A 22,978-nucleotide genomic window follows, 5' to 3' on the forward strand; every position below is an offset into this window, starting at 1 on the left:
AAATCTCATCCTTCTTATTTCTTATAGAACAGCATGAAAAAACTCGTTCTCCTGCGGCATGGAGAAAGCACCTGGAACAAGGAGAACCGTTTCACCGGCTGGACAGATGTCGATCTGACGCCGAGAGGCCTGGAAGAAGCCAGAAATGCCGGGCGATCGTTGCGGGAAAACGGCTTCATGTTTGATATCACCTATACTTCCGTGCTGAAGCGCGCCATTCGCACACTGTGGGTCGCGCTCGATGAAATGGATCAGATGTGGCTTCCCATCAATTTGTCGTGGCGTTTGAATGAACGGCACTATGGGGCGCTCCAGGGCCTCAATAAAGCGGAGACCGCGCTCAAATATGGCGAGGAACAAGTACTGATCTGGCGGCGCAGCTATGGTATCCGGCCACCAGCGTTAACCGCCGAAGATCTGCGCTATCCGGGATTGGATCCCCGTTATCGCGATCTGCCGGACAAGGAAATTCCACTGACCGAGTGCCTGGCGGATACCGTGGCGCGGTTCCTTCCCTACTGGGAACAAACCATTGCTCCCCAGGTCCGATCAGGACAGCGCGTTCTCATTTGCGCACACGGCAATTCGCTGCGCGCCCTGGTCAAGTACCTCGACGATCTTTCCGAGCAGGACGTTCTCGAACTGAATATTCCGACCGGCATCCCGCTTATATACGAACTTGATGACAATATGAAACCGGCCCGCAGCTATTATCTCGGTGACCAGGCAAAGATCGAACAAGCCATGCGCGTGGTGGCGAATCAGGGAAAAATTGCACCTTAACCATGAATTCGCGGTTTCCCGACCGGTCTGCCATAACCGCGGCTGCCTCTACCTCAGGCCTGACAATTTTTCCCGCTATGGGGGGGCATGCCTGTTCCCGGTTCGAGCGCGAAGAGTGTGGCAAACAGCTTCTTCGAGCAGGTAGATGTCCCGGAATATTTTTGCGTTGACCCGCGCCAGATCAGCGCGCGCAGCCGTTCCCAGGCTCATCGCCGTCTCTTTGGCGATCCTGTCGCCACCGGTTTATTCCGCTCCCCAGGCCAACGAGGAAGACCTGAAGCACTTGCGCGGCCGGATCGAAACCTTGCAGAAAGCACTTGCGGAAACGGAAGAATCCCAATCGGAGGCGGCAAATGCGCTGCGGAGGTCCGAGGAAGCCATAAAAACCGCGAGCAGCAAATTGACTTCTCTTGCGCAGGAACGCAAGGAAACTACGAAAAGACTGACCCAGCTGCAAACACGATCGGGGCAGATCGGGAGCCGCGTGGAGGCGCAGCAATCACAGCTCGCTAAACTGTTCTATCACCAATATGTGGATGGCGGCGTACAAAAGGAGCATCTGACCTTCCTGTTTAACCAGCAGAACCCGAATCAAACCGCGCGCAATCTGCATTATTACGCGTATTTCTCCCGGGCGCGCGCCGAACATATCCAGGCACTGCGAAACGATCTTCGACAGCTCGACGAACTTGCGAGCGAAACCCGGGATAAAAATCATAACCTGGCCACGATCCTGACCAGGCAGGTCGAACAAAAAAAACAGCTTGAAGAGAAGCAAACCGGACACAAGGAACTGGTTACGCAAATATCGCTCCAGATCAATCAGCGGCGGCAGGAAATCAGCAGGCTCAAGCAGGACGAACAGCGTCTCACCAGACTGATCGATCGGATCACCGAAATGCTCGCCAGGCAGGAGCGGCAAGAACGAGAACGGGAGGAACGAGAACAGCAGGAGCGGGAACGGGAGGAGCGGGAGGAACAAAAACGCAAGGACCGTGCCGTAGCACTGAATAATGACCGGCTGCCGGATGCATTGAGCCAAGCAAGCCCCTTCCGGGATCTGAAGGGGCGCCTGAGCCTGCCGGTACGCGGGGAACTTGCCAATCGCTTTGGTAGTCCACGTGCTGACGGTGGCGTCATCTGGAAGGGTTTATTCATCCGTTCCTCCAGCGGCTCGGAAGTAAAAGCCATTGCTGCCGGACGGATAGTTTTTGCGGATTGGCTCAGGGGATTCGGCAACCTGCTGATCGTGGACCACGGCGACAACTACATGAGCCTCTACGGTAACAATGAAACCATCCATAAGCAGGTAGGAGATTCGGTTCGAGGCGGAGATACCATCGCAACCGTGGGAAATAGCGGCGGCAACCCGGATTCAGGTTTATACTTTGAATTACGCCATCAAGGCAAACCGTTTGACCCCTTGAATTGGGTCAGAATAAAATGAGCGATGCATTTTCGGATAAGTGTGGAGAACGTTTGATGGGCAACAAAATGCAGCAATTCGGCTTGATTATCGTTGGCGCAATTGCCGGGATAATGCTCAGTCTTAATTTTTCCGCCATCGCGAACAAGGAAACACAGGAAGTGCCTCATCCACTTCCTGTCGAAGAGCTACGCGCATTCACCGAGGTATTCGGCCGCATCAAGAGCGATTATGTCGAGCCGGTGGAAGACAAGAAACTGATCACCGAAGCCATCAACGGAATGCTGACCGGCCTCGACCCGCATTCCTCCTATCTCGACGCAGATGCCTTCAAGGAGTTGCAGATCGGCACCCAGGGAGAGTTTGGCGGACTGGGCATAGAGGTCAGCATGGAGGATGGTTTCGTCAAGGTCATCTCCCCGATAGAGGATACGCCTGCGTTTCGTGCTGGTATCAAGACGGGCGACCTGATCATCAAGCTGGACGATACCGCTGTCAAAGGCTTGTCCCTCACGGAGGCAATCAAGCGCATGCGGGGCAAACCCAACACATCCATTACCCTCACCGTATTGCGCAAGGGCGAGACGAAACCGTTAAACTTCACTCTGGTACGGGCGATAATCAAGATCCAGAGCGTCAAGTCGAAGTTGATCGAACCCGGCTACGCTTATATACGCATCACTCAGTTCCAGGAGCAAACCGGCGAAAACCTGATCAAGGCAATCGACAAGCTGTTCAAGGAGACGCCCGTACCCATGAAGGGGCTGGTGCTGGATCTTCGCAACGATCCCGGTGGCTTGCTGAACGGCGCCGTGGCTGTCTCCGCTGCGTTTCTGCCCGCCAATTCGCTGGTCGTTTACACGGATGGCCGCACTGACGATGCAAAAATGAAGCTCAAGGCCAGTCCGGAATTCTACCTGCGCGATGCCCGGAACGACTATCTGAAGCGCTTGCCCGCTGCAATCAAGACCGTGCCCATGATCACCCTGGTCAATGGAGGCTCCGCTTCCGCTTCCGAAATCGTCGCGGGCGCCTTGCAGGACCATAAGCGCTCGATAGTGATGGGAACGCAAACCTTTGGAAAGGGATCGGTTCAGACCATACTTCCACTCGGCAACAATACCGCCATCAAGCTGACTACTGCACGCTACTTCACACCCAATGGCCAATCCATCCAGGCCAAGGGAATTACACCTGACATCCTCGACGAATCTGCCAAGGATGAATCGGAACGCTTGCGGGAAGTCGACCTGGACCGCCACCTGTCAAATGGCACGCCGGAGATCAAGAAGGCTCCCGTGGAAGCAGCCCCGGCGGCACCCAAGCCCGAAGTAAAAGCACCCAAGCCGGAAGGCGAGCAGGATCAGAAAAAGAAACGCGAGCCTCCGGCAGAATTTGGTTCCAGTGAAGACTTGTTGCTGACCCAGGCCCTGAACTATTTGAAGAGCCATCCTTCAACCATAAGGAAGAATGCCGCACAGGCCCCTAACCAGGGCTCCCAGTAGCGCCATGCCCCGGCAAGCACAGAGCTGCAAGGCGGTTTCCCTGGCCTTCACCTCTGTTCATTGCACGGCTGCCCCGGTTTCCCATGCATGACGGGCAGTTGTTGCGGTACAGCCGGCATATTCTCCTGCCGCAAATCGGCATAAAGGGCCAGGAAACACTCCTTCAATCGCATGCGCTGATTGTCGGTGCGGGCGGGCTGGGCTCGTCGGCGGCAATGTATCTCGCGGCAAGCGGAGTCGGCAAACTCACCATTTGCGATAATGACAAGGTCGACCTGACGAATCTTCAGCGCCAGATCATACACCGCACTAAAACCATTGGCATGCCCAAATCCCTGTCAGCAAAAAAAACACTGGCAGAAATCAATCCTGAAATCGACGTCATCGCAGTCGACCGACGCGCCGACGAGAGCAGCCTGAGGGAACTGGTTTTGGATGCCGACGTGGTCGTGGATGCTACCGACAATTTCTCTACCCGGCATGCCATCAACCGGCATTGCGCCATTCAAAAAAAACCTCTGGTGACCGGCGCGGCCATACGCTTCGATGGGCAAGTGGCCGTCTTTGATCTGCGCCATGAATCCAGTTCATGCTACGAGTGCCTGTTTGCGGCGGAAGGAGATGACCAGGATGTTCGTTGTGCGGTGATGGGCGTGTTTGCGCCCCTGGTAGGGATCGTTGGCTGCATTCAAGCGGCAGAGGCACTCAAGCTCCTGCTGGGGATCGGTAAATCCCTCACCGGGCACTTGCTGCTGCTCGATGGCTTGTCGCTGGCTCAGCGTAGCATCAAGCTTAGCAAGGATCCCGCTTGCCTGGTTTGCCGGGCTAAGCCGCTGGCGGTTGAAGAAGGCGCTTTCACTTTCACTAAGGATAAGGACGCATTGAACAAATCTCGTTGAGCGCGTTGCTGGTAAAGTCGGGATGCACAGCACACGGTGTGGGAGTCGCTTCGTGCTTGCTTGATACGCATAGTGAGGAAGTGGCTCGTGAAAGCGATGGATTAGTCGAATTTATCCGCAGTTGGATTGGCAGCGCCAGCCCCTCCCAAACGGCCTGGGATATCTCGTTTGGGCGAGCGCATCTTGCATTAAAGGAGGGCAGGCTTGATCCTGTTGAGGCGGCGGTAAGGATTGGACTATGCATCGTAAAAAGCGGGCAGCCGGGCAGTTGGCAGGCCTCAATGTCTGCTACGTCCGTCCAACTCGACAGCAGGGTTGTCGAGGGTGTAAAGCACGTTGAGGTTGACAGCAATCCCATGCAAGCACCCAAGATCAGATTTTGGCTGACCGACGGTGCTCATGTAGATTTGTGTCGCAATGGAGAAGACGGATCGTGGACCGGCGGGGGTGAAGAATACCTGGAGGCCGTTGGCAGAAACCAAGCGATTTACTTGCTACCGAGACAAGCCTTACCTCCAGATGAACGAGGTAGTGAGATCTTCAGGGAATGCCAACCGGTGACATCAATTACCGCAGAGATGGTGAAGTCATTTCACGATGGAGTTGCTGTCTTGGAGAAGAACGCCGCGAAATACATCACTTGGGTCGAGCGCGTGCTTCATGGGATAGTAGTCTGCCCGAGGCAGGCCCAGTACAGGCTGGTCAGCGGCAGTTGGGAGGACGTCCCTGGCTTTGTGCACATGTCCAGCCCACACGGCGGAATAGATATCGCCGAGATTCTGGTGCATGAATGCGCTCATCAGTACTTTTACATGCTCCAACGGGTAGGCCCCGTCGACGACTCGACCGATGGTGAACTCTACTGGCCACCTCCCATTCGAAAAAAACGCCCGCTGAGCCGGATCTTGATGGCCTATCATGCTTTGGCCAACGTTCAACTGCTCTATGAAGCAGTGCGTATGAACGAGGCCAACGACATACGTGATATCCAGTACATCCGGGCCAATGAGCCAGACTTGCAAGCCGCGATTCACGCTCTAGACGAGCCATTGCGCGGCAATCCTGCGCTAACCAAGCTCGGCCGCGGGTTGTACCACCCATTGGCAGAGTACATGACAGAAATAATCGCATGACTGCGGCCGGTGTGGGTGGACGGAATATGAAAAAAACCCAAGCATTCCCTCAAGAACGGGGCGGTATAACAACTCATCCTGTGAATGACGCTGTTGGATTGGATACTTATAGACCGTCTAATGAATGGTACTTGCATGATCCTTTAGGCATTCATAGCTTAGGACATGCCAGCAGAGTGTTAACGTGGGCCAACCTAATCGGTCGCTGGATGCTGGAACAAGGCACGAATGTCGACTTGGAAGTCGTACGTTGGGCCGCTACCCTTCATGATGTCAGACGCGTGAATGAAGGAAGCGACCCTCTTCATGGTGCGCGCTGTGGCGCTTGGATCAGCGAAGGCACGAACGCGGCGCTGAGCGGAATGGACAATGAGCAGAGACAGCGTATTGCGTACTGCTGTGTCTGGCATGTCCCTCCCGATCGCGATGCCCCTGCGATGACACCCGAGCTAGTATTTAAACACATAACTAACGAAACATTTGCTATGCTGTCGCATACTTATCCTGTGACGAGGAGTTGGCCATGCGACAGACTGAATTGCATCTTACCGACGAGGATCGCGAATTGATTGAGTCGTACCGCGCGATCGGTTTGCACCACGCCCGGGAAGTCAATCGGGCACACGTCTTGTTCGCTCTGGACAAGGGCATACCGGAAGTCCAGATCATGGCGGTTCTCGGCATCGGTCGTACCGCCATCTGGAGAACACGGGCGGCATATCTGGAAGGCGGCGCGGCGCATGCGTTGCATGACCTCCCGCGCCCCGGCAAACCTCGACGGTACGATACGGACATCGAAGCCAGGATTTCCGCCCTGACCTGCTCGCAACCGCCGGCCGGCGCCAAGCGCTGGACGCTTGAATTGCTGGAGCAGGCCGCGCAAGCGCAGGCGGGGATTGGCCCCATCAGCCGCGAGACCATCCGCCGGCTGCTAAAAAAAACTGCATCAAGCCGTGGCGCAAACTGATGTGGTGTATCGGTACACTGACGCAGGAGTATCGGCAACGCATGTACGATCTGCTCGACCTCTATGCTCACCCGTTGCGGCCGGACGAACCTGTCGTCTGTGTGGACGAGAAGAGCAAACAGTTGCTCCAGGATTCTCGTGCGCCTTTGCCGATGCGCCTCGGAACACCCGTGCGGCTGGATTATGAATACGTGCGTGCCGGTACGTGCAACCTGTTCGTGGCCGTGGAACCCAAGGGTGGTCAGCGAACCGTCAAAGTCACCGGCCACCGCACCAAAGCCGACTTCGTGACCTTCGTCCAGTACTTGCTCCAGCAGGTCTATGCCAAGGCGCAGCGCGTCCACTTGGTGCTGGACAACCTTAATACCCATTTCCGCAAGGGCTTCGAGGAGGTGCTCGGCGTCAAGGAAGCCCGCGCGCTGCTGCGTCGAGCCGTATTCCACTACACGCCGAAACATGCCAGTTGGCTCAACATGGCTGAAATCGAAATCGGCATCCTGGATCGCCAGTGTCTGAATCGGCGTCTGCCGGATCGAACCACGCTCGCCACCGAAGTCGATGCCTGGCAGCGGCGTCGCAATGCCGAACACCGTTGCATCGAATGGTCGTTTACCCGGCAGGATGCGGACAGGAAAATGGCGCGGCATTATGTTTCTTAATTAACATGTTTCAATACTAGTCTGCCTAAAAGACGCCGATGCTTTGGATCGCATTCGCCTTGGCGGCTTGAGCTCCCGCTTCCTACGAACAGCCTATGCGAAGGTGCTTATCAAGCAGGCCCAGTTCCTGTGCGACACTAGCGAGACACGAAAGGATTTTCGCAGCGATCAATGGAAGGCGGTCAGACAGGCTGCTAACCAGATGAATTTATGGTCGCTGTCTCATCCTGACTGTGACTCGCTGCGCAGACACTTGCGCTTTTTTTCTTTATGACAATGGAGGAGTCGCGCCCATCACCTTCGCATGTTACTGATCTCACGCACGACACCTGGGAACAGGTCCTAAGTATCTGTCGAGCGCTTGTCGGGTGCGGCGCCTATGTGCTTCATGGTAGTATGTCCGACCACCATTGCGGCGAGTCGAACCGAGACAGGCCAATGATGCAGCGAAACATTCTGGTAATCATGTCGCGGTATACGCTAGTGTCGATGTAGATGTCGTGCTCATGCATGCTGTTCTCGACAGAGAGTATCTGTCTTCGCGCCTAGACTCTTACACCATCGGTTATAGATCTCATGCTGGTACGCGGCTTTTCAAGGCAACCGACAACCTCTATCAGTTGTTTAAGCAAAGGGATTCCCGGTTGTACTCAGACGGGCACGTGTATGTAATGGATAGGACTTGCTTCATATGCGCGCCGGACAGCGGCTCCGAGTTTTTTGCAACCCGTGCGCTGGTGCCGCAGAAGATCTTGAAGATTTCAGCATCACTGAGCGCCTACCTGTTCCGCATTAATACGCTGGAAGGTAACGATACGATCGTTCCCTACAGTGCTGAAGAAGAGAGAATGCTTGCTGCTCATCGGGCAAAACTTGAGCATCGTGATCGTTCCTAAGCCTCAAACCATATTTGCCTTAGCAGTCGATCATCGAGCGTGCAGGCAGGCGAGGCTGGCTCAGAGACAAGGCTTCAAAGGTCGAGACAGCCGGACTACGAGCGTACCCGTGACGGATGTAATTGAGTGCGCCTGGACTTGCGGCCTATTTGTATCCTTGGCTGATACCTTCCGTAAATACCTTGTCTAGCGGAATACCGTTATCAACGCACCTCGTCACCTACGCCAACCAGCACAACCCGCAGCAGCGCAATATCGGCAGTTGGATCCCCAACGACCAAGCTAGTGTAGTGCGCCTTAATTAATAGAACTAATAGCCGTATCTTCTGTCGAAATGTTGAGATGTGCGACAGGAGGAAGCTGATGCGAACTGCCCCGGAGATTGTGCTGACAGCGGAAGAAGAAAAAGTGCTGACCAAGCTGTCGCGCTCGAACACATCGAGTGTACGGCTGGCGCGGCGCGCCAGGATTGTGTTGTTGGCGTGGCACGGAAAGGACAACACGCGGATAGCAGCGGAACTGGATGTAGGCCGCATTCAGGTAGGGCGCTGGCGCGAGCGCTATGCCAAAGATGGCATGGCGGCAATCGAACGGGATCTGCCGCGCGGCGGGCGCAGCCCCACGGTGGATGCGTCGGAGATTGTACGCCTGACCACGCAAACCAAGCCGCACAACGCTACCCACTGGAGCACGCGTACTCTGGCAGAGGTGGCGGGAGTGGGCGCCACGAGCGTGCGGCGGGTATGGCGTGCGCACGGATTGAAGCCGCACCTGATCGAGACCTTCAAGGTTTCGCGTGATCCAAAATTTGTTGAGAAGCTGGAGGACGTGGCGGGTCTGTATTTGCATCCGCCGGAACATGCTCTGGTGCTCTGCTGCGATGAAAAAAGCCAGGTTCAGGCACTGGATCGTACACAACCGGGGTTGCCTTTGAAGAAAGGACGCGCCGCGACCATGACTCATGATTACAAGCGCCACGGCACCACCACGCTGTTTGCCGCCTTGAATGTTCTGGACGGCAAGGTCATTGCCCAGTGTCAGCCACATCACCGGCACAGCGAATGGTTGACGTTTCTGCGCCAGATCGACCGGGAAACGCCACAAAACAAAACCCTTCATCTGATCTGTGACAATTATGCCACCCACAAGCACCCCAAGGTCCAGCAATGGCTGAAGAAGCACTCGCGTTTCCACGTCCATTTCACCCCTACCTCCGCGTCGTGGCTCAATATGGTTGAACGCTTCTTCCGTGACCTGACCAGTGAACGCCTGCGCCGGGGCGTATTTACCGGAGTCCCTCAATTGATCGGTGCCATTGAAGCCTACATTGAAACAGCATAATGAAAATCCCAAACCTTTCGTCTGGACTGCCAAGGCCAACGATATCTTGCAAAAAGTCATCCGCGCCAATCGCCGCTTAAGTGCCAAACAGAATGGCGCACTACACTAGGCGCGGCCTTAGCTGAATTGGTACCCAGAAACTCGCGATGCTACACAGCCGGTGGATTCCCGAAGCACGAGGATTGGGTCGGAATCAAGTCGCTAAAATGGCAGCTCAGGAATTTCAAAAAATTTAAGCCTTTGGAAAAACGGAAATTCTAAAATTAATAAGACCTAGAAAAATTCCAATGCGAGTTTTTGTACCTTTGTTGATTAGACGCGAGGTTTGACTTAGTGGCCAAGCATCAAAACTTGGGATACCGGAACGCAACATATTCCGCCGTATAAATTCCGAAACGTCCGGCATGCTACGTTACGAGAATGCACCCGATATGGACTGGGCTCGCTGGTGGGTTCGCGTGCTCTCCTTCGTGAACTCGCGAATTTCTAGGCAAACATTCCGGACGCCCTCCCCGAGTTCCTCGTGATCGACTGCCCTGATCGCGGTTTCCTCCGAAGCAAAGATCGGAGGAAACCATGTCACTAGGACTTGTATCTCCCCTACGCGCGACGGCCTTTCCGAATCATGCAAGTGCTCCTCCTCAATAAACTCGGTGGAATCACGAGATCCCAGTGGAATCAATGGACTGAGCAAGACAAACCGGTCGACCAGAAGCACCTGCCAAGCTGATGCGCCGGTTTTGTGCACTAAAAAATCGCCGCTCCGGCAGTTAACAACCTGGTCTGGCAGCATGACGGTAATGGCACTCATACTTTCCCCTAGTGTCTGCTGATTGGCTCGAGGCTTTGTTGCGCCCCTCGCCCCCGTTGGGATGTCCTTGCCTACTCCTCGAAAATCGCCGGAGGCGCTGGCGACGGAGTAGGAGGTGGCCCCTGAACGGGCAGATCGCGCTGGGGGCAATCCAGGCAAAAACACGCGTCGCTGTAATCGGCACGCGCCTTAAAGACCGGATTGCCGGCCCGGTCGGATATCGGCATTTCAGACGGGTGGCTGAGGGTCGCCCGTTCCCGAGTGGAAGGCCGAAAGCTTGGGCCGGTCCCTGGGCCGTAGATGGGTCGCTTGCCGTTCTTCGAGTATACGTCCGTAGGAGCGACTCCGCCCAGCCCGCTTACGCCGGCGACGGTGTGGAAGTCTGGAACCGAATTGCTCAGTCTGCGGCCAGCGCTATTCTCGAACCACAGGTTGTATTTCCATAGCCAGTGCTTCACCTTGCCCTCGGCGCATTGGCTGCCGCAGGCCACGGTAGTTCCCGCCGATAGCGCGCTTTGGGTGGGACCCAGGTTCATAAATACATACCTCCGGTGGGCAAGCCCCGAGCAGTTATAGCCTTCAAGAGGGATGGACGCGGAGTAGCCCGCATAAGGAGGACATAGCCTTTGAGTGTCTGCCAGAGTGCGCTGGATTACCCGGTTCCCGCTGCTCATGGAACGCTGGACGGTCAACCCGGATCCGGCTTCCTCCTCTTCGGATTCGTCTTCCTCCTGCTCGTATACGGATGCTTCTACCGTCCCTAGTTCACTATCGCGAAGGTTGTCGGGCGAAACTCCAAGTTGGGATGCCAGCTCGGCTTCGGATACCAACTCGGCCTGTCGCTGCACGACCCCGCCTCGGGAAGAACCGGCACGAGCGACCGGCACTATCTGGCGCATCGCCGCCGGAGGCGAAGTCTGCTGGATCACATGTGTAATCTCATGGGCGAGCAGCGCCTTTCCTTTACTTGAGTGCGGGGCATACTCTCCATCACCCAAGACGATCTCATGACCCAAGGTGTATGCTCGAGCGTACAACAGCTGAGCGGACTCCGCAGCCTTGCTATCCGTATGCACGCGTACTTCGCTGAGATCGACGCCCATGCGCGATTCGAAAAAGGCGCGGGTACCGGAATCGAGAGACTGCCCCGGTGAACGCAGCACCTCATGTACCACCGCAGGCGCCTCGCCGGCATCGTTCTCGGTATTTCCCATGCGCTTTGTTTGTAACATCCTCACTCCGTCCATCCCGGAGGCGTATTGGCGTTGCTGACCTGAGTCAGCGGAAGCGCCCCTGACGTCGGTATCCGTCATACGCATCACTCTATCGGCCACCGCGTCGGCCTGCCGCTCGTAGGCATCGTCCGGCGCGCCGATTTTCAGGTTGGAAGCAGCTTGGCAGCGTGGGCAGCCACCGCCGCAAGCGCAAGCGGGCTGGCGTTGTAAGATCTGGGTTTGCAGTGGGCTTGGCAGCACTCGTGGCCGCAGGTCAAAAATGCGCGGAAGGTGCAAATTTTTTTTCGCAGAATCGAAGGAAGTTTGTCTCGTAAACATCGTCTTGCCCTCCTTTAAAAAAACCTGCATATAACTGCGACCCTGGTTTTCCAGGACGACGTAGCGCCGTGGCAGGTTTGCTTCACAATAACCGAATGGCGTACTTGCGCTGATAGCCGAATACCGAACAGAACTCATCCAGGATCTTGCCCTTGTCACTCCGCCTGACACAAAAATAGCGCTTGCGTATCGCCTCAAGATAGACCCGTCTCTCATGCTTGCCCATGTCAATAACCCTCCCTTCATTCGGTTACCAACAATTTGAGGTAACGTATCCTCTTGATACACTCCTTCGGTTACTTTTTTATTGAAGCAATTTATCTCATCTTTAGTTTGCTTTTTCCGATTTTCTTATATATCTATAAATATAGATAAAACCTAGTGACCTATATTGCAAATTTTGCAGTTAAATTAAGTATGGGCCTGGAAGGGATGATTTGCACAATGCTTAGAAGCGCTTATATAGATTAAATTGAGGTTAAGGAGACAGGCAAATGGTACAAGTCAGCTATCCAGGCGTTTATATCCAAGAGGTGTCGAGCGGCGTTCACACTATTACATCCGTCGCGACTTCGATTTCTGCATTCGTCGATTTCTTCCGCGAGGGACCGATGAACCAAGCAGTCGAGATCTTCGGCATGACCGACTTCGTGCGCACGTTCGGCGGCATCGACACCCGCAGCGAGGCGAGCTACGCTCTTGCCCAGTTCTTCCAGAACGGAGGCGGCTCGGCACTGGTGATCCGCGTAGCCGGTAGCGACGGCACCCATCCACTCAGCACCGCCAACGTGATGATTAAGTCCGATACGACGCCCGGTCCAGGTGGCGACGTACTCCACGTCCGAGCGGCCAGTGACGGCACTTGGGGCAATAATCTGCGCGTATTCCTAGACTCGCGCACCGCCGACCCATCCAAGTTATTCAACCTCACTGTGGTGCGTTACGACGGAGCGGACGGAAAGTCGCGTCCCATCGGCAGCGAGCGCTTCATCAATCTAAGCCTCGATTCGAACAGCCCGCGCTACGCGATTAACGTGGTCAAAGCAGACTCCAAGCTCATCGAACTAGTCCCCGGCACAGCCATGACCGCGACCAGCATCCCGTTGGGTTGCGGAACCACCGGGGGCGACATTTCCGCGCTGACGCAGCCGCAGCTGGACAGTTTCAGTGAGGGGAAGTTTCGCGTTTCCTTCGCTGGCACCCAATACACCTGCACGCTCGATAAATGGGGAGGAGGCGACGTCGCTTCGCTCGCGCAGCTCGCAAACCGTATAGAACGCGCCATGCGTACGGCAGTCAATAGCGCCGACGCGAGCGCGCCGACGCCGCCCGGGCTCACGGGTGCCAGTGTCAATGTGATTGGCGCCGCAAAGCTCGTCGCTGTTGCCGCCAGCGGAGGTCCAAGCTACAACCCATTAGATCAGCTTAAGTTTGCCAACGACGGCGGCACCACGGTGGCGGACGATCTGAAGCTCACCGGCGCCGGCGTGCTGGAGAACATCACCGAATACCCACTGGGCAGCAACTCCGCGAGCGTGGCCGCCTACTTCAAGGATGCCACCGGTGGCGATGGCATGGCACCCGGTCCGGGCGAAATCGTCGGAGCGTCCGCAGAGGCCAACAACGAAGGCCTATTCGCCCTGGAGAAAGCCGATCTGTTCAACATCCTCTGTCTGCCGGTCGCCGCCAACATGACCGACGCCCAGATGGTGACGGTCATATCCAAAGCTCTTTCCTACTGCGAGAAAAAGCGCGCCTTCCTACTAATCGACATCCCCGCAACGATCAACGAGCCAGCAGAGATCAAAACCTGGCTGGACGCACACGCGGGCTTCCGCCACAAGAATGCCGCACTCTACTTCCCTCGGCTGCAGATCGCCGATCCGCTGGAGGATTTCCGCCTGAAGTCGTATGGTGCCAGCGGCACGATCGCCGGCATCTATGCGCGCACCGACGCCGAACGCGGCGTATGGAAGGCACCGGCTGGCGTGGAAGCTGGGCTCAATGGGGTCTCGGATCTGGATTACAAGCTCACCGATGCCGAGAACGGCACCCTCAATCCTCTAGGCATCAACTGCCTGCGCACTTTCCCGATCTACGGGAACCTCACTTGGGGCGCGCGCACTCTGGACGGCGCCGACCAGATGGCATCGGAATGGAAATACGTGCCGATCCGCCGCCTCGCCCTGATGCTGGAAGAATCCCTGTTTCGCGGTACCAAATGGGTGGTGTTCGAACCCAACGACGAGCCGCTGTGGGCCAAGATCCGGCTCAACTTGGGTGCCTTCATGATGTCGCTGTTTCGCCAGGGGGCGTTCCAGGGTACTGCACCCAAGGATGCGTTCTTCGTCAAATGTGACGCGGAAACCACCACCCAGGACGATCGCAACAAAGGCATCGTCAACATCATCGTCGGCTTCGCACCGCTGAAACCGGCGGAATTCGTTGTCATCAGCATCCAACAAATCGCTGGCCAGCTCTGACTCGTAGAAATAAGGGAGAACATTCATGGCTAATACCGGTTTCATTGTCAACACGCACCGCGTGGACCCCTACAAGAATTTCAAATTCCGCGTCTTATGGGATGGCAAAACGGTGCTGGGCATCAGCAAAGTCAGCTCGTTGAAGCGCACCACCGACGTGGTCAAACACCGCAGCGGCGGCGACAACAGCCACGACCACAAGTCGCCGGGGCGCACCACCTACGAAGGCGTTTCCATGGAACGTGGCGTAACCCACGACCACGAGTTCGAGAAATGGGCCAACGTCGTCCACAACATCAACGGCGACCCGCTGATGGATCTGGTGGGCTACAAGAAGGACCTGACCTTGGAAATAATGAACGAGAAGGGCCAGGTCGCCCTGCGCTACTTTCTGTACCGCTGCTGGGTGAGCGAATACACGGCGGTGCCCGATCTAGACGCAAATGCCAACGCCATCGCCATAGAACACCTGAAAGTGGAGCTGGAAGGCTGGGAGCGCGATCCTGACACCGCCGAACCCGCCGAGGCAGGTTGATTCCATTGATCAAGACAGCGCCCAGAATGAATGGTATCGTCGCAAAACGCCCACTCGCCGCCTACGCGCCGCGCAGCTTCGGCAGCGACGCCTCGCATCTGGACGTGGACTTCGATGGCTACGGTCCCGAACTGATCACCGCGGTACTTCTGTCCAGCCTGCACAACCGCCAAGGCCTAGCGCCGGACCCGGACGAATTGTGGCAGGCCAGTATCGGCGAGCGGCTCGCTGCGCTGATCGCCGTGACCCGCGCCACCCAGGGCGATGCCATCGCCTGGCAGCAGTGTTGCCGTCAGCCGGACTGCAGAACCCCCATGGAAATCGATCTCAATCTAGTACAGATCGGTTTCGTGCAACCGGACAGCTCGGTCCCGGTCGCGATCGCCAGCGAATTAGGACAACTGGAAATCCGCTTACCCACTGGCAGCGACCAGCTGCGCTGGCAGCGGTCCTCAAACAACAGCGTCCTAGCGCAAACCTTAATGGCACAAGACCTGGTGATCAGCGTGGACGGCCAACCATCGGCGCCGGATTGGCTCATGCCGCCATCCTGTGTAGCCGCCATCGAACGCGGGCTGGAGGACGCCGATCCGCTCACCGTGCTGACCTTGCTCGCCTCATGTCCGGAATGCGGGGAATCTCAGGAACTGGAGTGCGACCTGGAACCCCTGTTGCTCGCCAGCCTGGAACGCGCCCAAAGCCGGCTGTTCGACGACATCGACCGGCTGGCCAGCGCTTATCACTGGAGCGAAGCGGAAATCCTCGCCATGCCGCCGCAGCGACGCAAACTCTATCTGGCCCGCGTGGAACAGGAGCTGTGGCAATGAGCGGCTATTTCGCCAGATTGGCCAGGAAAACCGCCCATGGGACCGGCTTAGGACGAGCCGTGTTGACACCGAGCGCCGCCACCATGGGGCAGTTACTCAGCGTCGAAACCACAATGCCATCGGCAAACCCGCCTGCTGCCCCGCCCAAAATACCCGGCATACCACTCAGCGCAGTTCAGCCTTTCAGCCAATCGCCTAAGGACATTCCACCCCCGGCCAAGGCAACTGCTCAACAGGCGCCGACCTTGACGCCCGCCGAGCCGCGTCCGCCAGTGGAACCGGTACAACCCCCGGCAGCCGCTGCGGCTGATTCCCAGCGGCTAAGCACCGGGCCAGATCTGGCGCTGACGATGCACAACGATTGCCCACAAGGGATAACAGCGGCGGTCACCGAAGCGGCATCCGATCCCACTGGCCTAGCCGCCGTGCGCCTCGACGTCACATCCAGCGCCAGCCAATCCGCCCAGCCCTACGCTACGACGCAGGCAGCCCAAGCACTGCTGCAGCGGCAAACACGGGCCTGCGCCGCGGAAGCACCGCGCCCGCCTGAATTCAAGTCACAGCCACTGGAAATGCCAGCACTGCATACACCTGGCTCGGGCAACGCGGAGGCGAATATCGCACCTCGTGAGCAGCGCGGCAACCACCCGCCGCGTACCGGGGCACCCGCACGCTTGGCCATTGACGTACGTATCGGCAGCTTGTGCATCGATGTCTTGCCGCCACCCCCCGCTGCCGTGTTCGAAGCACCGCGCCAGCCGTCGGAGCCAACGGCCAAGCAAGCTTCCCAGCCCACATTCCGGCCCAGCCGGCACTACTTCCGCTATAACGGTTGACGCCATGGCCCTAGCCGACAGCGTAGAAGCCATCGGAGCCGTCTCGGAACTACTGCAAATGCAGTTGACCGCAGCCACCACGCTATCGGTGGACGTAGGCCGGCCGGAAGCGGCTGCCACCGGTGGCGCGGAAGGACGCAAGTTCAACCTGTTCCTGTACCGCATCGGCTTCGATCCGTATTTGCGCGAGGTGGCGCTGGACGTCGGCCAAACGCCGCCGCTGTGGCTGACGCTGCACTATCTGCTGACCGCCTTCGACACCAAGGAAAGCGACTCAATCGCCGCGCATCGCTTACTGGGACGCGGACTGGCGGCGTTGAACGACCTCAACTTCGTGCGGCCGCCCGGCACTTTCGTCGCGCTGACGAAAAATCCTGAACCGCTCAAAATCAGCTTCGAGGAAGCGGACGTGGACCTGCTGTCCAAAGTAATGCAGGGCAGCGACGAGAAATACCGCATGTCGACCGCCTTCCAGGTGCGCCCGATTATGGTGAAATCGGCCACGCCAGCTGGTGGCGCGCCATTGGTGAAAGCGGTGGGACCGTTCGCCAGTCCCGGTGTGATCGTGCTGCCCTCTATGGGACCACGTATCAGCGCCCTGCAGCCGGAGTTTTTTGTCGCCGGCAACAGTCTGGCCCTGATCGGCAGCGACGTGGAAGGCTACGACGAGTTTTTCATCGGCACCCAATCGTTCCCGGTCGACCCCGCATCCCCTCTGGGCGAGCGGCGCATGATCCTGCCCCTCGCGACTACCCTCGCCGCCGGAGCCTACCCGGTCTACATCGGTCAGTTATTGCCCAGCGGCCAGCATTTCACCAGCGAAGCGGTGCTTGGTCATCTGCGGCCCAGCGTCACCGGCGTGGTGGCACCGGTCGTGCATGCCGGTGCTAGGGTCCACGGCACCGTCACCATCAGCGGACGGCAGCTGGGTGGCCCGAACGACAATGTCATCGTGGCGCTATTCGGCAACGGCAAGGTCGCCGCCTCGCCACAGGTCACCATCATCACGCCGCAAACGTCCATCAGCATCACCATCTCGCCCGCCCAAGCCATCGACCCGGGGCTGTATGCCGTGGTGGTGCGCGTGAACGGCGAACAGGCGATCGATTCACCGGAGATTGACTGGCGATGAGCATCACCGAGCCCCTCTCGCTCCCGGTGAGCATGACGCCGACCCTAGCCCCCGCCGATCCGACGGTGGCCGGCTGGCTGGCACAAGTCACCCTGAGATTGCGCCGCGAAACCGGCTGGGTATGGCGTCAGCAGGGCCATACAGTTAGGCACGACGAGGCGGAGTTGCCGCCGGCGTGCGACCCTACCGTGGAAAGCCTGGATTTGGCCCGCTATACCGAGCAAAAGCTCCGCTATTTCGCCAGCGATGTCACCGCTCATTATTTATCCGAGGAAATCGACCGGCTGACCTCCCTACCAGCGTCCGGCGGCGTATGGCAGAACGTGCAACGCGCGCTATCTCTGACGCTGGCCGAACAGTTCCTGCTGGCCCTGGCACTGGCGGCGCGCATCGACGCCGCTCTGGGGCCGGTATGTGCCGCCTGCCAAAACGACGCCGGCCGCCCGTTCCCCACCCTGTCCCTGGCGCAGCGGCTATGGGATGATCCCTTGGCCATCGCTTTCGCCGCCGATAGCTCGGGCTCGCTGTTTTCATACGGCCTGATCGCCAGCGGATCCAGCAGTGGCGGGCCGCACTGGCGCGAGCCGCTGGAAATGCCCGCCATGGTGGCGCGCGCGCTGGTCCAGCCCAATGCGCCGCTGCCGGCGCCGTTCGCCCCGATCCAGCGACAAGCCGGGATGGCATTGCCGCGTGCGGCGGAAATCAGCGCCGCCGCGCTCGGCCGCGACCTGCCGCAATCCATGCAGATCGTGCCCCTCACCGGACCCGCCGGAGCGGCCTTTGTCGACTCCGCCAGCCTGCTGGCGGAGTATAGCGGCCGGCCGATCGCCGCGCTCAACGCAGCGCACCCGCCGGATCGCAAAACGCTGGGAGAACTGGCGACGGTCGCCTGGCTGCATGGCGTCGACATCCTGTTGCCGGAAGACTGGCTGGAACGCGACGCGGCGGCTGAACCTTGGTACGTGGGACTGACGGCGTTGCCGCTGCGCTGGTATCTACCCTGTGGCGACGGCGCTTCCCGCAGAGGCTGGCCGGCGTCCCTGACGCGTGCCGCGGTAGCAGTGCCGCGCCTGGATTATGCCGGCCGCGCCGCCTTGCTCAAGGAAGGCTTGGGCCTGCGCGGCGCGGCCATCCACCCAGCCATTGACGAGGCCGCTAGCCGCTTCCGCTTCGAACGGCGGGGCTTGACGCAAGTGATAGACACTTTGGCCGCCATTCCCACCCCCATCAGCGAAAACCAACTGCTGGATGCATGCTGGAACCACGCCACCACCACCATGGGCAGCCTAGCCCAATCGGTAGCACCGCGTTTCTCCCTAGCCGACGTGGTATTGCCGCCGGCGCAGCAGCGTCAGGTGGAAGAGATACGTCGCGCCATGCAGGCACTTACCACGGTGCACCATCGCTGGGGCACCGCCAAAATCTGGAACGAAGGCGGTATTTCCGCTCTACTGTGCGGTCCGCCCGGCACCGGTAAGACCATGACTGCTGAAGCACTGGCTCACAACCTGGCATTGCCCATGTATCGGGTCGATCTGTCCCAGGTGGTGAACAAATACATCGGTGAAACGGAAAAAAACCTCAAGCAGCTGTTTGATGCTGCCGAAGCCGCCGATTGCGTGCTGTTCTTCGACGAAGCCGACGCGCTGTTCGGCAAACGCACCGAAGTCAAAGACGCCCACGACCGCTTCGCCAATATCGAAATCAGCTATCTGCTGGAGCGCATGGAGCGCTTCAAGGGCTTGGCCATCCTCGCCACCAATCGCCGCCGCGACCTGGACGACGCGTTCACGCGCCGGCTGCGCTACATTGTCGAGTTTCCCATGCCGCAGGCACGGGAGCGTGAGCAAATCTGGCGGTCGTCCTTCCCGCGTGGTACCGACGTGGCAGACATCGATTTCGCCTTCCTGGCGCACAACTTCGAAATGTCCGGCGGGCACATCCGTTCAGTGGCTTTCAACGCCTGTCTACAGAGTGCTGCAGTCCATCCGGTGCCCGCCAAAGTCACGATGCAGGCAGCGACCGCCGCCATGCGCCGTGAATTGGAGAAAATGGGGCGCAATGCCAATACCGGCCTGTTCGGCGCTTACGCCCACTTGATCGAGGAGAATCCATGAGCGCTCTGCGTATCGAGATCGACCGACTTAACATCAGCCTGGGCGGCGGTTCCATCGAATTGGCCGAAGCGCTGCCGGAGCAACTGCAAACCGCCATCGGCGCGCGGCTGTCCGCCGCGGGCCTGAATCGCGAATCGCTGGCATCGGTGGATTTACGCGAAGTGCGGCTGGCGCCTATCCAGGCAGCGCTCAACGACAGCGCCCTGCTGGCAGATGCCATCGCCGACAGGGTGGTCCAGCACATCGTCGGCGCTATGGAACGGGGTATGTGATGGCAACTAAATATCTGCGGGGCGCATTGGTGGAATACAAGGGCGCGTTTCCCGGTCCATTTCCCAACATCGTAATTTTCCAGTTCAACCCGGAACAGGTAACCCGTTCCATCAGCATCTCCAACGGCACCGAGAACAACCAGAATCGCCGCCACCAAGAAACCGGAGTCACTGCCGCCCCGCCCATCGAAACCCTAAATCTAACGGCGGTGTTCTCGGCCGCTGACGATCTGGGGGCCGGCGGTGCGCTGTCGGCGGTACCGCGCTTGTTCGGCGTGGGACCGCAATTGGCGGCACTGGAAAAGATGGTGCAGCCGCCTTCAGCATCCGGCCTGCTTGGCGCGGCGCTGGATGCGGTCGGTGCGGCGCTCACCGGCTCCGGTGGGCCGCCGCCGACGCGCAAGGTTCCGCGCGAACAGGTACCGCGCCTGTTGTTCATCTGGGGTCTGACGCGCGTGTTGCCGGCGCGTATCCAGTCGTTGTCCATTACCGAGCAGAAGTTCGACCAGTTGTTGAACCCGGTGGAAGCGCAAGTCCAGTTGGGTTTATCGGTCATCAGCGTGCCGCCGGGCGACGACGAGATCGCCAAGGGCGCCCTCGCCTATTCGAAAACCGCGAAGGACGTGCAGGCGGTGGCCAACCTGGTCAATACTGCAAAGATGATCGGTGAAATTATTCCATTTTGAGGTCCCGCCATGTTCTTGAAGAATTCCCGTTACTTCGGCCTTCCCGCCATAACCGCCCAGGATGTCGAAAGCCGCGACGTCAACGCCGTAAAATTGCGCCGGTTACCGGCAACGGCGGGCGTGCTGACCACGGTGCGCTCTCATGATCAGCTCGACATCATGGCTGAGGGCCGTTACCGGGACGCCACCCTGTATTGGCATATCGCCGATGCCAACAGCGAACTGGAAGCCAACGAACTGACGCGGGTCACCGGCCGCGTGATCGAGGTACCGGAGAAATAGCCGTGACCAGCGAATTCCGCCTGTATTTAGACAACCAGCCGGCGTCCCAGGAACGCATCGAGGCCGTCGGCCAGATTCGCGTTGAACAGGCCATCGGCATGGCCAGCGAGGCTGAACTGACGCTGCCGCTCACGCTGGACGATGCCGGTGGCTGGGCGTTCCTCGAGGAGGACTGGGTGCAGCCATTCAAACGCGTACGTATTGAAGCGAAAGTGGCCGACGGTGATTTCATCGCCCTGATCGATGGGCCTGTGGTCGGCCAGCGTATCACCATGTCCGCCGGGCCCGGCACCAGCGAGATGGTGCTTATCATTCAGGACGACAGCGTATTGCTGGACCTGGAGGAAAAAGTGCAGTTGTTCGAAGACATGGCCGATTCAGACATCGCCTCCCAGCTGATCACCGAATACCCTGGTCTCAGTGCCGAGGTGGATGACATCCCGGCGGCCAGTGGCGCGACCACCCGCGCGGTGGTGCAGCGCGGCACCAACATGCAGTTACTGCGGCAGCTGGCCAAGCGCCACGGCATGTTTGTTTATGTCAAACCGGGGACCAGCCCTGGCACCAGCATCGGCGTATTCCAGCGTCCGCGCCTGGACTACGGTGACTTACCGGAAATCCTGCTGCTCGGTGACCAGCGCAACGTGGGCAAATTCTCCGCCTATTATGACGCGCTACGCCCCACCACCGCTAAGGCCGGCAGCGTCGCAGTCGCCGACCACACCGCTCAATTCAGCGAGGTCACCACCAGCGCCTTGGCCGCCATGAACGGCGATCCCATCCACAGCGCGCAAGACCAGACCGCTGTCACCTTGCTGTTGCACACCCTGGACGAAAGCAGCGATCTCGATGCCGCCACCCAGGCGGCAGTCGACCTGTCGTCCTGGGCTTACCACGCCGACGTGGAGCTGGACACGGTAGCCTACCCGGCCATCGTGTCGGCCTATGACGTAGTGCGCGTGGCCGGCGTCGGCGGCTATCTGAGCGGCGACTATCTGGTCCGCCAGGTCAGCCATCAGTTGACCGACTCCAGCCACACCCAGCAAGTCAGCCTGACCCGCAATGCGCGCTCGCGCGGCGCGGGTGGCGGTGGCTCGCTGCTACCGGGAGGGCTGATCTGATGCGCCCGAACCTGGAAAGCTTGGTGGTTGATCTCGCCAATCGGGTACAGCACAGCTATTACGGCAAATACAGCGGTACGGTGGTCGACAACAACGACCCGGAAAACCGCGGACGTTTGCGCGTGCAGGTGCCCGACATCATGAGCCAGGTCGACTCCAGCTGGGCGCGCCCATGCGCGCCCTATGGCGGACCTGATGTGGGTTTGTGGTCGATCCCGCCGAAGGGCGCCGCAGTGTGGGTCGAATTCGAAAAAGGCGAGCTAGACCTGCCGATCTGGACTGGCTGCTGGTGGGGCAAGGACGAGCCGCCCAGCGACGAGACCGGCAAGAAAGCCGATCCCAACCTCAAGCTGCTGCGCACCCAGCAAGGCCTCACCGTAGCCCTGGACGACGATCAGCAAACCATCGCCGTGTCTGATCAGAACGGCGACAACCTGCTGAAGATCAGCGCCAGTTCGGGCGAATTGCGCGTGCAATCCGCCACCCGGCTGATCGTCGAAGCGCCCAAGATCGAGCTGGTGGAAAACTCCACCCACCCGCTGGTGTTCGGCGACGACCTGCTGCAGTACCTGACGCAGATCTACTCGATTTTCATCGCCCACACCCACCCCGGCGAAACCGTGCTGGGCATACCGGTGACGCCGGCACCGGCGCAGCCGCCATTCCCGGTGCCGCAGCCGTCCATGCTCTCCACCAAAGTCATCACGGGATAAA

General features: G+C 58.6%; 22 protein-coding genes and 1 pseudogene. 20 read left to right on the forward strand and 3 right to left on the reverse strand.

The features are described from left to right. Nucleotides 1-33 precede the first annotated feature (33 nt). The 9 genes and pseudogenes from gpmA (at nt 34) to ACZ5CE_RS10260 (ending at nt 9,718) form a co-directional block, all read left to right on the forward strand. Nucleotides 34-783 carry a 2,3-diphosphoglycerate-dependent phosphoglycerate mutase gene (gene gpmA, locus ACZ5CE_RS10220; RefSeq protein ID WP_464574807.1) on the forward strand — a complete coding sequence of 250 codons (750 nt, stop codon included), beginning with the start codon at nt 34-36 and terminating at the stop codon, nt 781-783. Nucleotides 784-928: 145 nt separating this feature from the next. Next, on the forward strand, nt 929-2,230 hold the full coding sequence (locus ACZ5CE_RS10225; RefSeq protein ID WP_464574808.1) for a murein hydrolase activator EnvC family protein: 1,302 nt from the start codon (nt 929-931) through the stop codon (nt 2,228-2,230). Between the two features lie 35 nt (nt 2,231-2,265). After that, a complete protein-coding gene (locus ACZ5CE_RS10230; RefSeq protein WP_464574809.1) occupies nt 2,266-3,714 on the forward strand; it encodes a S41 family peptidase in 1,449 nt (482 codons plus the stop codon). Between the two features lie 83 nt (nt 3,715-3,797). Then, on the forward strand, nt 3,798-4,613 hold the full coding sequence (locus tag ACZ5CE_RS10235) for a HesA/MoeB/ThiF family protein (RefSeq protein WP_464574810.1): 816 nt from the start codon (nt 3,798-3,800) through the stop codon (nt 4,611-4,613). Nucleotides 4,614-4,669: 56 nt separating this feature from the next. After that, nucleotides 4,670-5,746, forward strand: coding sequence for an aKG-HExxH-type peptide beta-hydroxylase (locus tag ACZ5CE_RS10240; protein WP_464574811.1), 1,077 nt, complete (start codon nt 4,670-4,672; stop codon nt 5,744-5,746). A gap of 523 nt (nt 5,747-6,269) precedes the next feature. Next, entirely contained in the window at nt 6,270-6,713 is a 444-nt protein-coding gene (locus ACZ5CE_RS10245) for a helix-turn-helix domain-containing protein (protein ID WP_464574812.1), read from the forward strand. Beyond that, nucleotides 6,713-7,372, forward strand: coding sequence for an IS630 family transposase (locus tag ACZ5CE_RS10250; RefSeq protein WP_464574813.1), 660 nt, complete (start codon nt 6,713-6,715; stop codon nt 7,370-7,372). Before ACZ5CE_RS10245 ends, ACZ5CE_RS10250 begins: the two co-directional genes overlap by 1 nt. Nucleotides 7,373-7,878: 506 nt before the next feature. Further along, nucleotides 7,879-8,268 carry a hypothetical protein gene (locus ACZ5CE_RS10255; protein WP_464574814.1) on the forward strand — a complete coding sequence of 130 codons (390 nt, stop codon included), beginning with the start codon at nt 7,879-7,881 and terminating at the stop codon, nt 8,266-8,268. 363 nt (nt 8,269-8,631) lie between these two features. Next, nucleotides 8,632-9,718 (forward strand): annotated as a pseudogene (locus ACZ5CE_RS10260) (IS630 family transposase). A gap of 303 nt (nt 9,719-10,021) precedes the next feature. Here ACZ5CE_RS10260 and ACZ5CE_RS10265 read toward each other — a convergent pair. The 3 genes from ACZ5CE_RS10265 to ACZ5CE_RS10275 all read right to left on the reverse strand — a co-directional run bounded on the left by ACZ5CE_RS10265 (nt 10,022) and on the right by ACZ5CE_RS10275 (nt 12,199). Further along, a complete protein-coding gene (locus tag ACZ5CE_RS10265; protein ID WP_464574815.1) occupies nt 10,022-10,420 on the reverse strand; it encodes a hypothetical protein in 399 nt (132 codons plus the stop codon). A gap of 71 nt (nt 10,421-10,491) precedes the next feature. Further along, nucleotides 10,492-11,973, reverse strand: a complete 1,482-nt coding sequence (locus ACZ5CE_RS10270) for an eCIS core domain-containing protein (protein ID WP_464574816.1) — start codon at nt 11,971-11,973, stop codon at nt 10,492-10,494. Between the two features lie 82 nt (nt 11,974-12,055). After that, nucleotides 12,056-12,199: a hypothetical protein gene (locus ACZ5CE_RS10275; RefSeq protein WP_464574817.1), complete on the reverse strand. Its 144-nt coding sequence runs from the start codon at nt 12,197-12,199 to the stop codon at nt 12,056-12,058. A 268-nt stretch (nt 12,200-12,467) separates the two neighbouring features. On the opposite strand from ACZ5CE_RS10275, the gene ACZ5CE_RS10280 reads away from it, so the two are divergent. From ACZ5CE_RS10280 to ACZ5CE_RS10330, 11 genes are read left to right on the forward strand one after another with little or no spacing between them, the layout of a single operon-like run. After that, nucleotides 12,468-14,456, forward strand: coding sequence for a phage tail sheath subtilisin-like domain-containing protein (locus tag ACZ5CE_RS10280; RefSeq protein ID WP_464574818.1), 1,989 nt, complete (start codon nt 12,468-12,470; stop codon nt 14,454-14,456). A 25-nt stretch (nt 14,457-14,481) separates the two neighbouring features. After that, nucleotides 14,482-14,991 carry a phage tail protein gene (locus ACZ5CE_RS10285; protein ID WP_464574819.1) on the forward strand — a complete coding sequence of 170 codons (510 nt, stop codon included), beginning with the start codon at nt 14,482-14,484 and terminating at the stop codon, nt 14,989-14,991. Between the two features lie 5 nt (nt 14,992-14,996). Next, entirely contained in the window at nt 14,997-15,818 is an 822-nt protein-coding gene (locus tag ACZ5CE_RS10290) for a hypothetical protein (RefSeq protein ID WP_464574820.1), read from the forward strand. Continuing rightward, nucleotides 15,815-16,654 carry a hypothetical protein gene (locus tag ACZ5CE_RS10295; RefSeq protein ID WP_464574821.1) on the forward strand — a complete coding sequence of 280 codons (840 nt, stop codon included), beginning with the start codon at nt 15,815-15,817 and terminating at the stop codon, nt 16,652-16,654. Before ACZ5CE_RS10290 ends, ACZ5CE_RS10295 begins: the two co-directional genes overlap by 4 nt. A 4-nt stretch (nt 16,655-16,658) precedes the next feature. Continuing rightward, nucleotides 16,659-17,786 carry a Pvc16 family protein gene (locus ACZ5CE_RS10300; RefSeq protein ID WP_464574822.1) on the forward strand — a complete coding sequence of 376 codons (1,128 nt, stop codon included), beginning with the start codon at nt 16,659-16,661 and terminating at the stop codon, nt 17,784-17,786. Continuing rightward, on the forward strand, nt 17,783-19,903 hold the full coding sequence (locus tag ACZ5CE_RS10305; protein ID WP_464574823.1) for an ATP-binding protein: 2,121 nt from the start codon (nt 17,783-17,785) through the stop codon (nt 19,901-19,903). The genes ACZ5CE_RS10300 and ACZ5CE_RS10305 overlap by 4 nt, the downstream gene beginning before the upstream one ends. Continuing rightward, nucleotides 19,900-20,175, forward strand: a complete 276-nt coding sequence (locus ACZ5CE_RS10310) for a hypothetical protein (protein WP_464574824.1) — start codon at nt 19,900-19,902, stop codon at nt 20,173-20,175. The genes ACZ5CE_RS10305 and ACZ5CE_RS10310 overlap by 4 nt, the downstream gene beginning before the upstream one ends. Then, the gene (locus ACZ5CE_RS10315; protein ID WP_464574825.1) at nt 20,175-20,861 is read left to right on the forward strand and encodes a hypothetical protein; all 687 of its coding nucleotides are present in this window, start codon (nt 20,175-20,177) and stop codon (nt 20,859-20,861) included. The genes ACZ5CE_RS10310 and ACZ5CE_RS10315 overlap by 1 nt, the downstream gene beginning before the upstream one ends. Nucleotides 20,862-20,870: 9 nt before the next feature. Then, the gene (locus tag ACZ5CE_RS10320; RefSeq protein ID WP_464574826.1) at nt 20,871-21,143 is read left to right on the forward strand and encodes a hypothetical protein; all 273 of its coding nucleotides are present in this window, start codon (nt 20,871-20,873) and stop codon (nt 21,141-21,143) included. A 2-nt stretch (nt 21,144-21,145) separates the two neighbouring features. Further along, nucleotides 21,146-22,264 carry a hypothetical protein gene (locus ACZ5CE_RS10325; RefSeq protein ID WP_464574827.1) on the forward strand — a complete coding sequence of 373 codons (1,119 nt, stop codon included), beginning with the start codon at nt 21,146-21,148 and terminating at the stop codon, nt 22,262-22,264. After that, nucleotides 22,264-22,977: a phage baseplate assembly protein V gene (locus tag ACZ5CE_RS10330; protein WP_464574828.1), complete on the forward strand. Its 714-nt coding sequence runs from the start codon at nt 22,264-22,266 to the stop codon at nt 22,975-22,977. The genes ACZ5CE_RS10325 and ACZ5CE_RS10330 overlap by 1 nt, the downstream gene beginning before the upstream one ends. Nucleotide 22,978 lies beyond the last annotated feature (1 nt).

This window comes from Nitrosospira sp. TNL200 (assembly GCF_055386305.1).

What these genes read in the sequence shown, in the direction of transcription:
- gpmA (WP_464574807.1), top strand. Translation starts at nt 34, where the DNA reads ATGAAAAAACTCGTTCTCCTGCGGCATGGAGAAAGCACCTGGAACAAG.
- ACZ5CE_RS10225 (WP_464574808.1), top strand. Translation starts at nt 929, where the DNA reads ATGTCCCGGAATATTTTTGCGTTGACCCGCGCCAGATCAGCGCGCGCA.
- ACZ5CE_RS10230 (WP_464574809.1), top strand. Translation starts at nt 2,266, where the DNA reads ATGGGCAACAAAATGCAGCAATTCGGCTTGATTATCGTTGGCGCAATT.
- ACZ5CE_RS10235 (WP_464574810.1), top strand. Translation starts at nt 3,798, where the DNA reads ATGCATGACGGGCAGTTGTTGCGGTACAGCCGGCATATTCTCCTGCCG.
- ACZ5CE_RS10245 (WP_464574812.1), top strand. Translation starts at nt 6,270, where the DNA reads ATGCGACAGACTGAATTGCATCTTACCGACGAGGATCGCGAATTGATT.
- ACZ5CE_RS10250 (WP_464574813.1), top strand. Translation starts at nt 6,713, where the DNA reads ATGTGGTGTATCGGTACACTGACGCAGGAGTATCGGCAACGCATGTAC.
- ACZ5CE_RS10255 (WP_464574814.1), top strand. Translation starts at nt 7,879, where the DNA reads ATGCATGCTGTTCTCGACAGAGAGTATCTGTCTTCGCGCCTAGACTCT.
- ACZ5CE_RS10265 (WP_464574815.1), bottom strand. Translation starts at nt 10,420, where the DNA reads ATGAGTGCCATTACCGTCATGCTGCCAGACCAGGTTGTTAACTGCCGG.
- ACZ5CE_RS10270 (WP_464574816.1), bottom strand. Translation starts at nt 11,973, where the DNA reads ATGTTTACGAGACAAACTTCCTTCGATTCTGCGAAAAAAAATTTGCAC.
- ACZ5CE_RS10275 (WP_464574817.1), bottom strand. Translation starts at nt 12,199, where the DNA reads ATGGGCAAGCATGAGAGACGGGTCTATCTTGAGGCGATACGCAAGCGC.
- ACZ5CE_RS10280 (WP_464574818.1), top strand. Translation starts at nt 12,468, where the DNA reads ATGGTACAAGTCAGCTATCCAGGCGTTTATATCCAAGAGGTGTCGAGC.
- ACZ5CE_RS10285 (WP_464574819.1), top strand. Translation starts at nt 14,482, where the DNA reads ATGGCTAATACCGGTTTCATTGTCAACACGCACCGCGTGGACCCCTAC.
- ACZ5CE_RS10295 (WP_464574821.1), top strand. Translation starts at nt 15,815, where the DNA reads ATGAGCGGCTATTTCGCCAGATTGGCCAGGAAAACCGCCCATGGGACC.
- ACZ5CE_RS10300 (WP_464574822.1), top strand. Translation starts at nt 16,659, where the DNA reads ATGGCCCTAGCCGACAGCGTAGAAGCCATCGGAGCCGTCTCGGAACTA.
- ACZ5CE_RS10305 (WP_464574823.1), top strand. Translation starts at nt 17,783, where the DNA reads ATGAGCATCACCGAGCCCCTCTCGCTCCCGGTGAGCATGACGCCGACC.
- ACZ5CE_RS10310 (WP_464574824.1), top strand. Translation starts at nt 19,900, where the DNA reads ATGAGCGCTCTGCGTATCGAGATCGACCGACTTAACATCAGCCTGGGC.
- ACZ5CE_RS10315 (WP_464574825.1), top strand. Translation starts at nt 20,175, where the DNA reads ATGGCAACTAAATATCTGCGGGGCGCATTGGTGGAATACAAGGGCGCG.
- ACZ5CE_RS10320 (WP_464574826.1), top strand. Translation starts at nt 20,871, where the DNA reads ATGTTCTTGAAGAATTCCCGTTACTTCGGCCTTCCCGCCATAACCGCC.
- ACZ5CE_RS10330 (WP_464574828.1), top strand. Translation starts at nt 22,264, where the DNA reads ATGCGCCCGAACCTGGAAAGCTTGGTGGTTGATCTCGCCAATCGGGTA.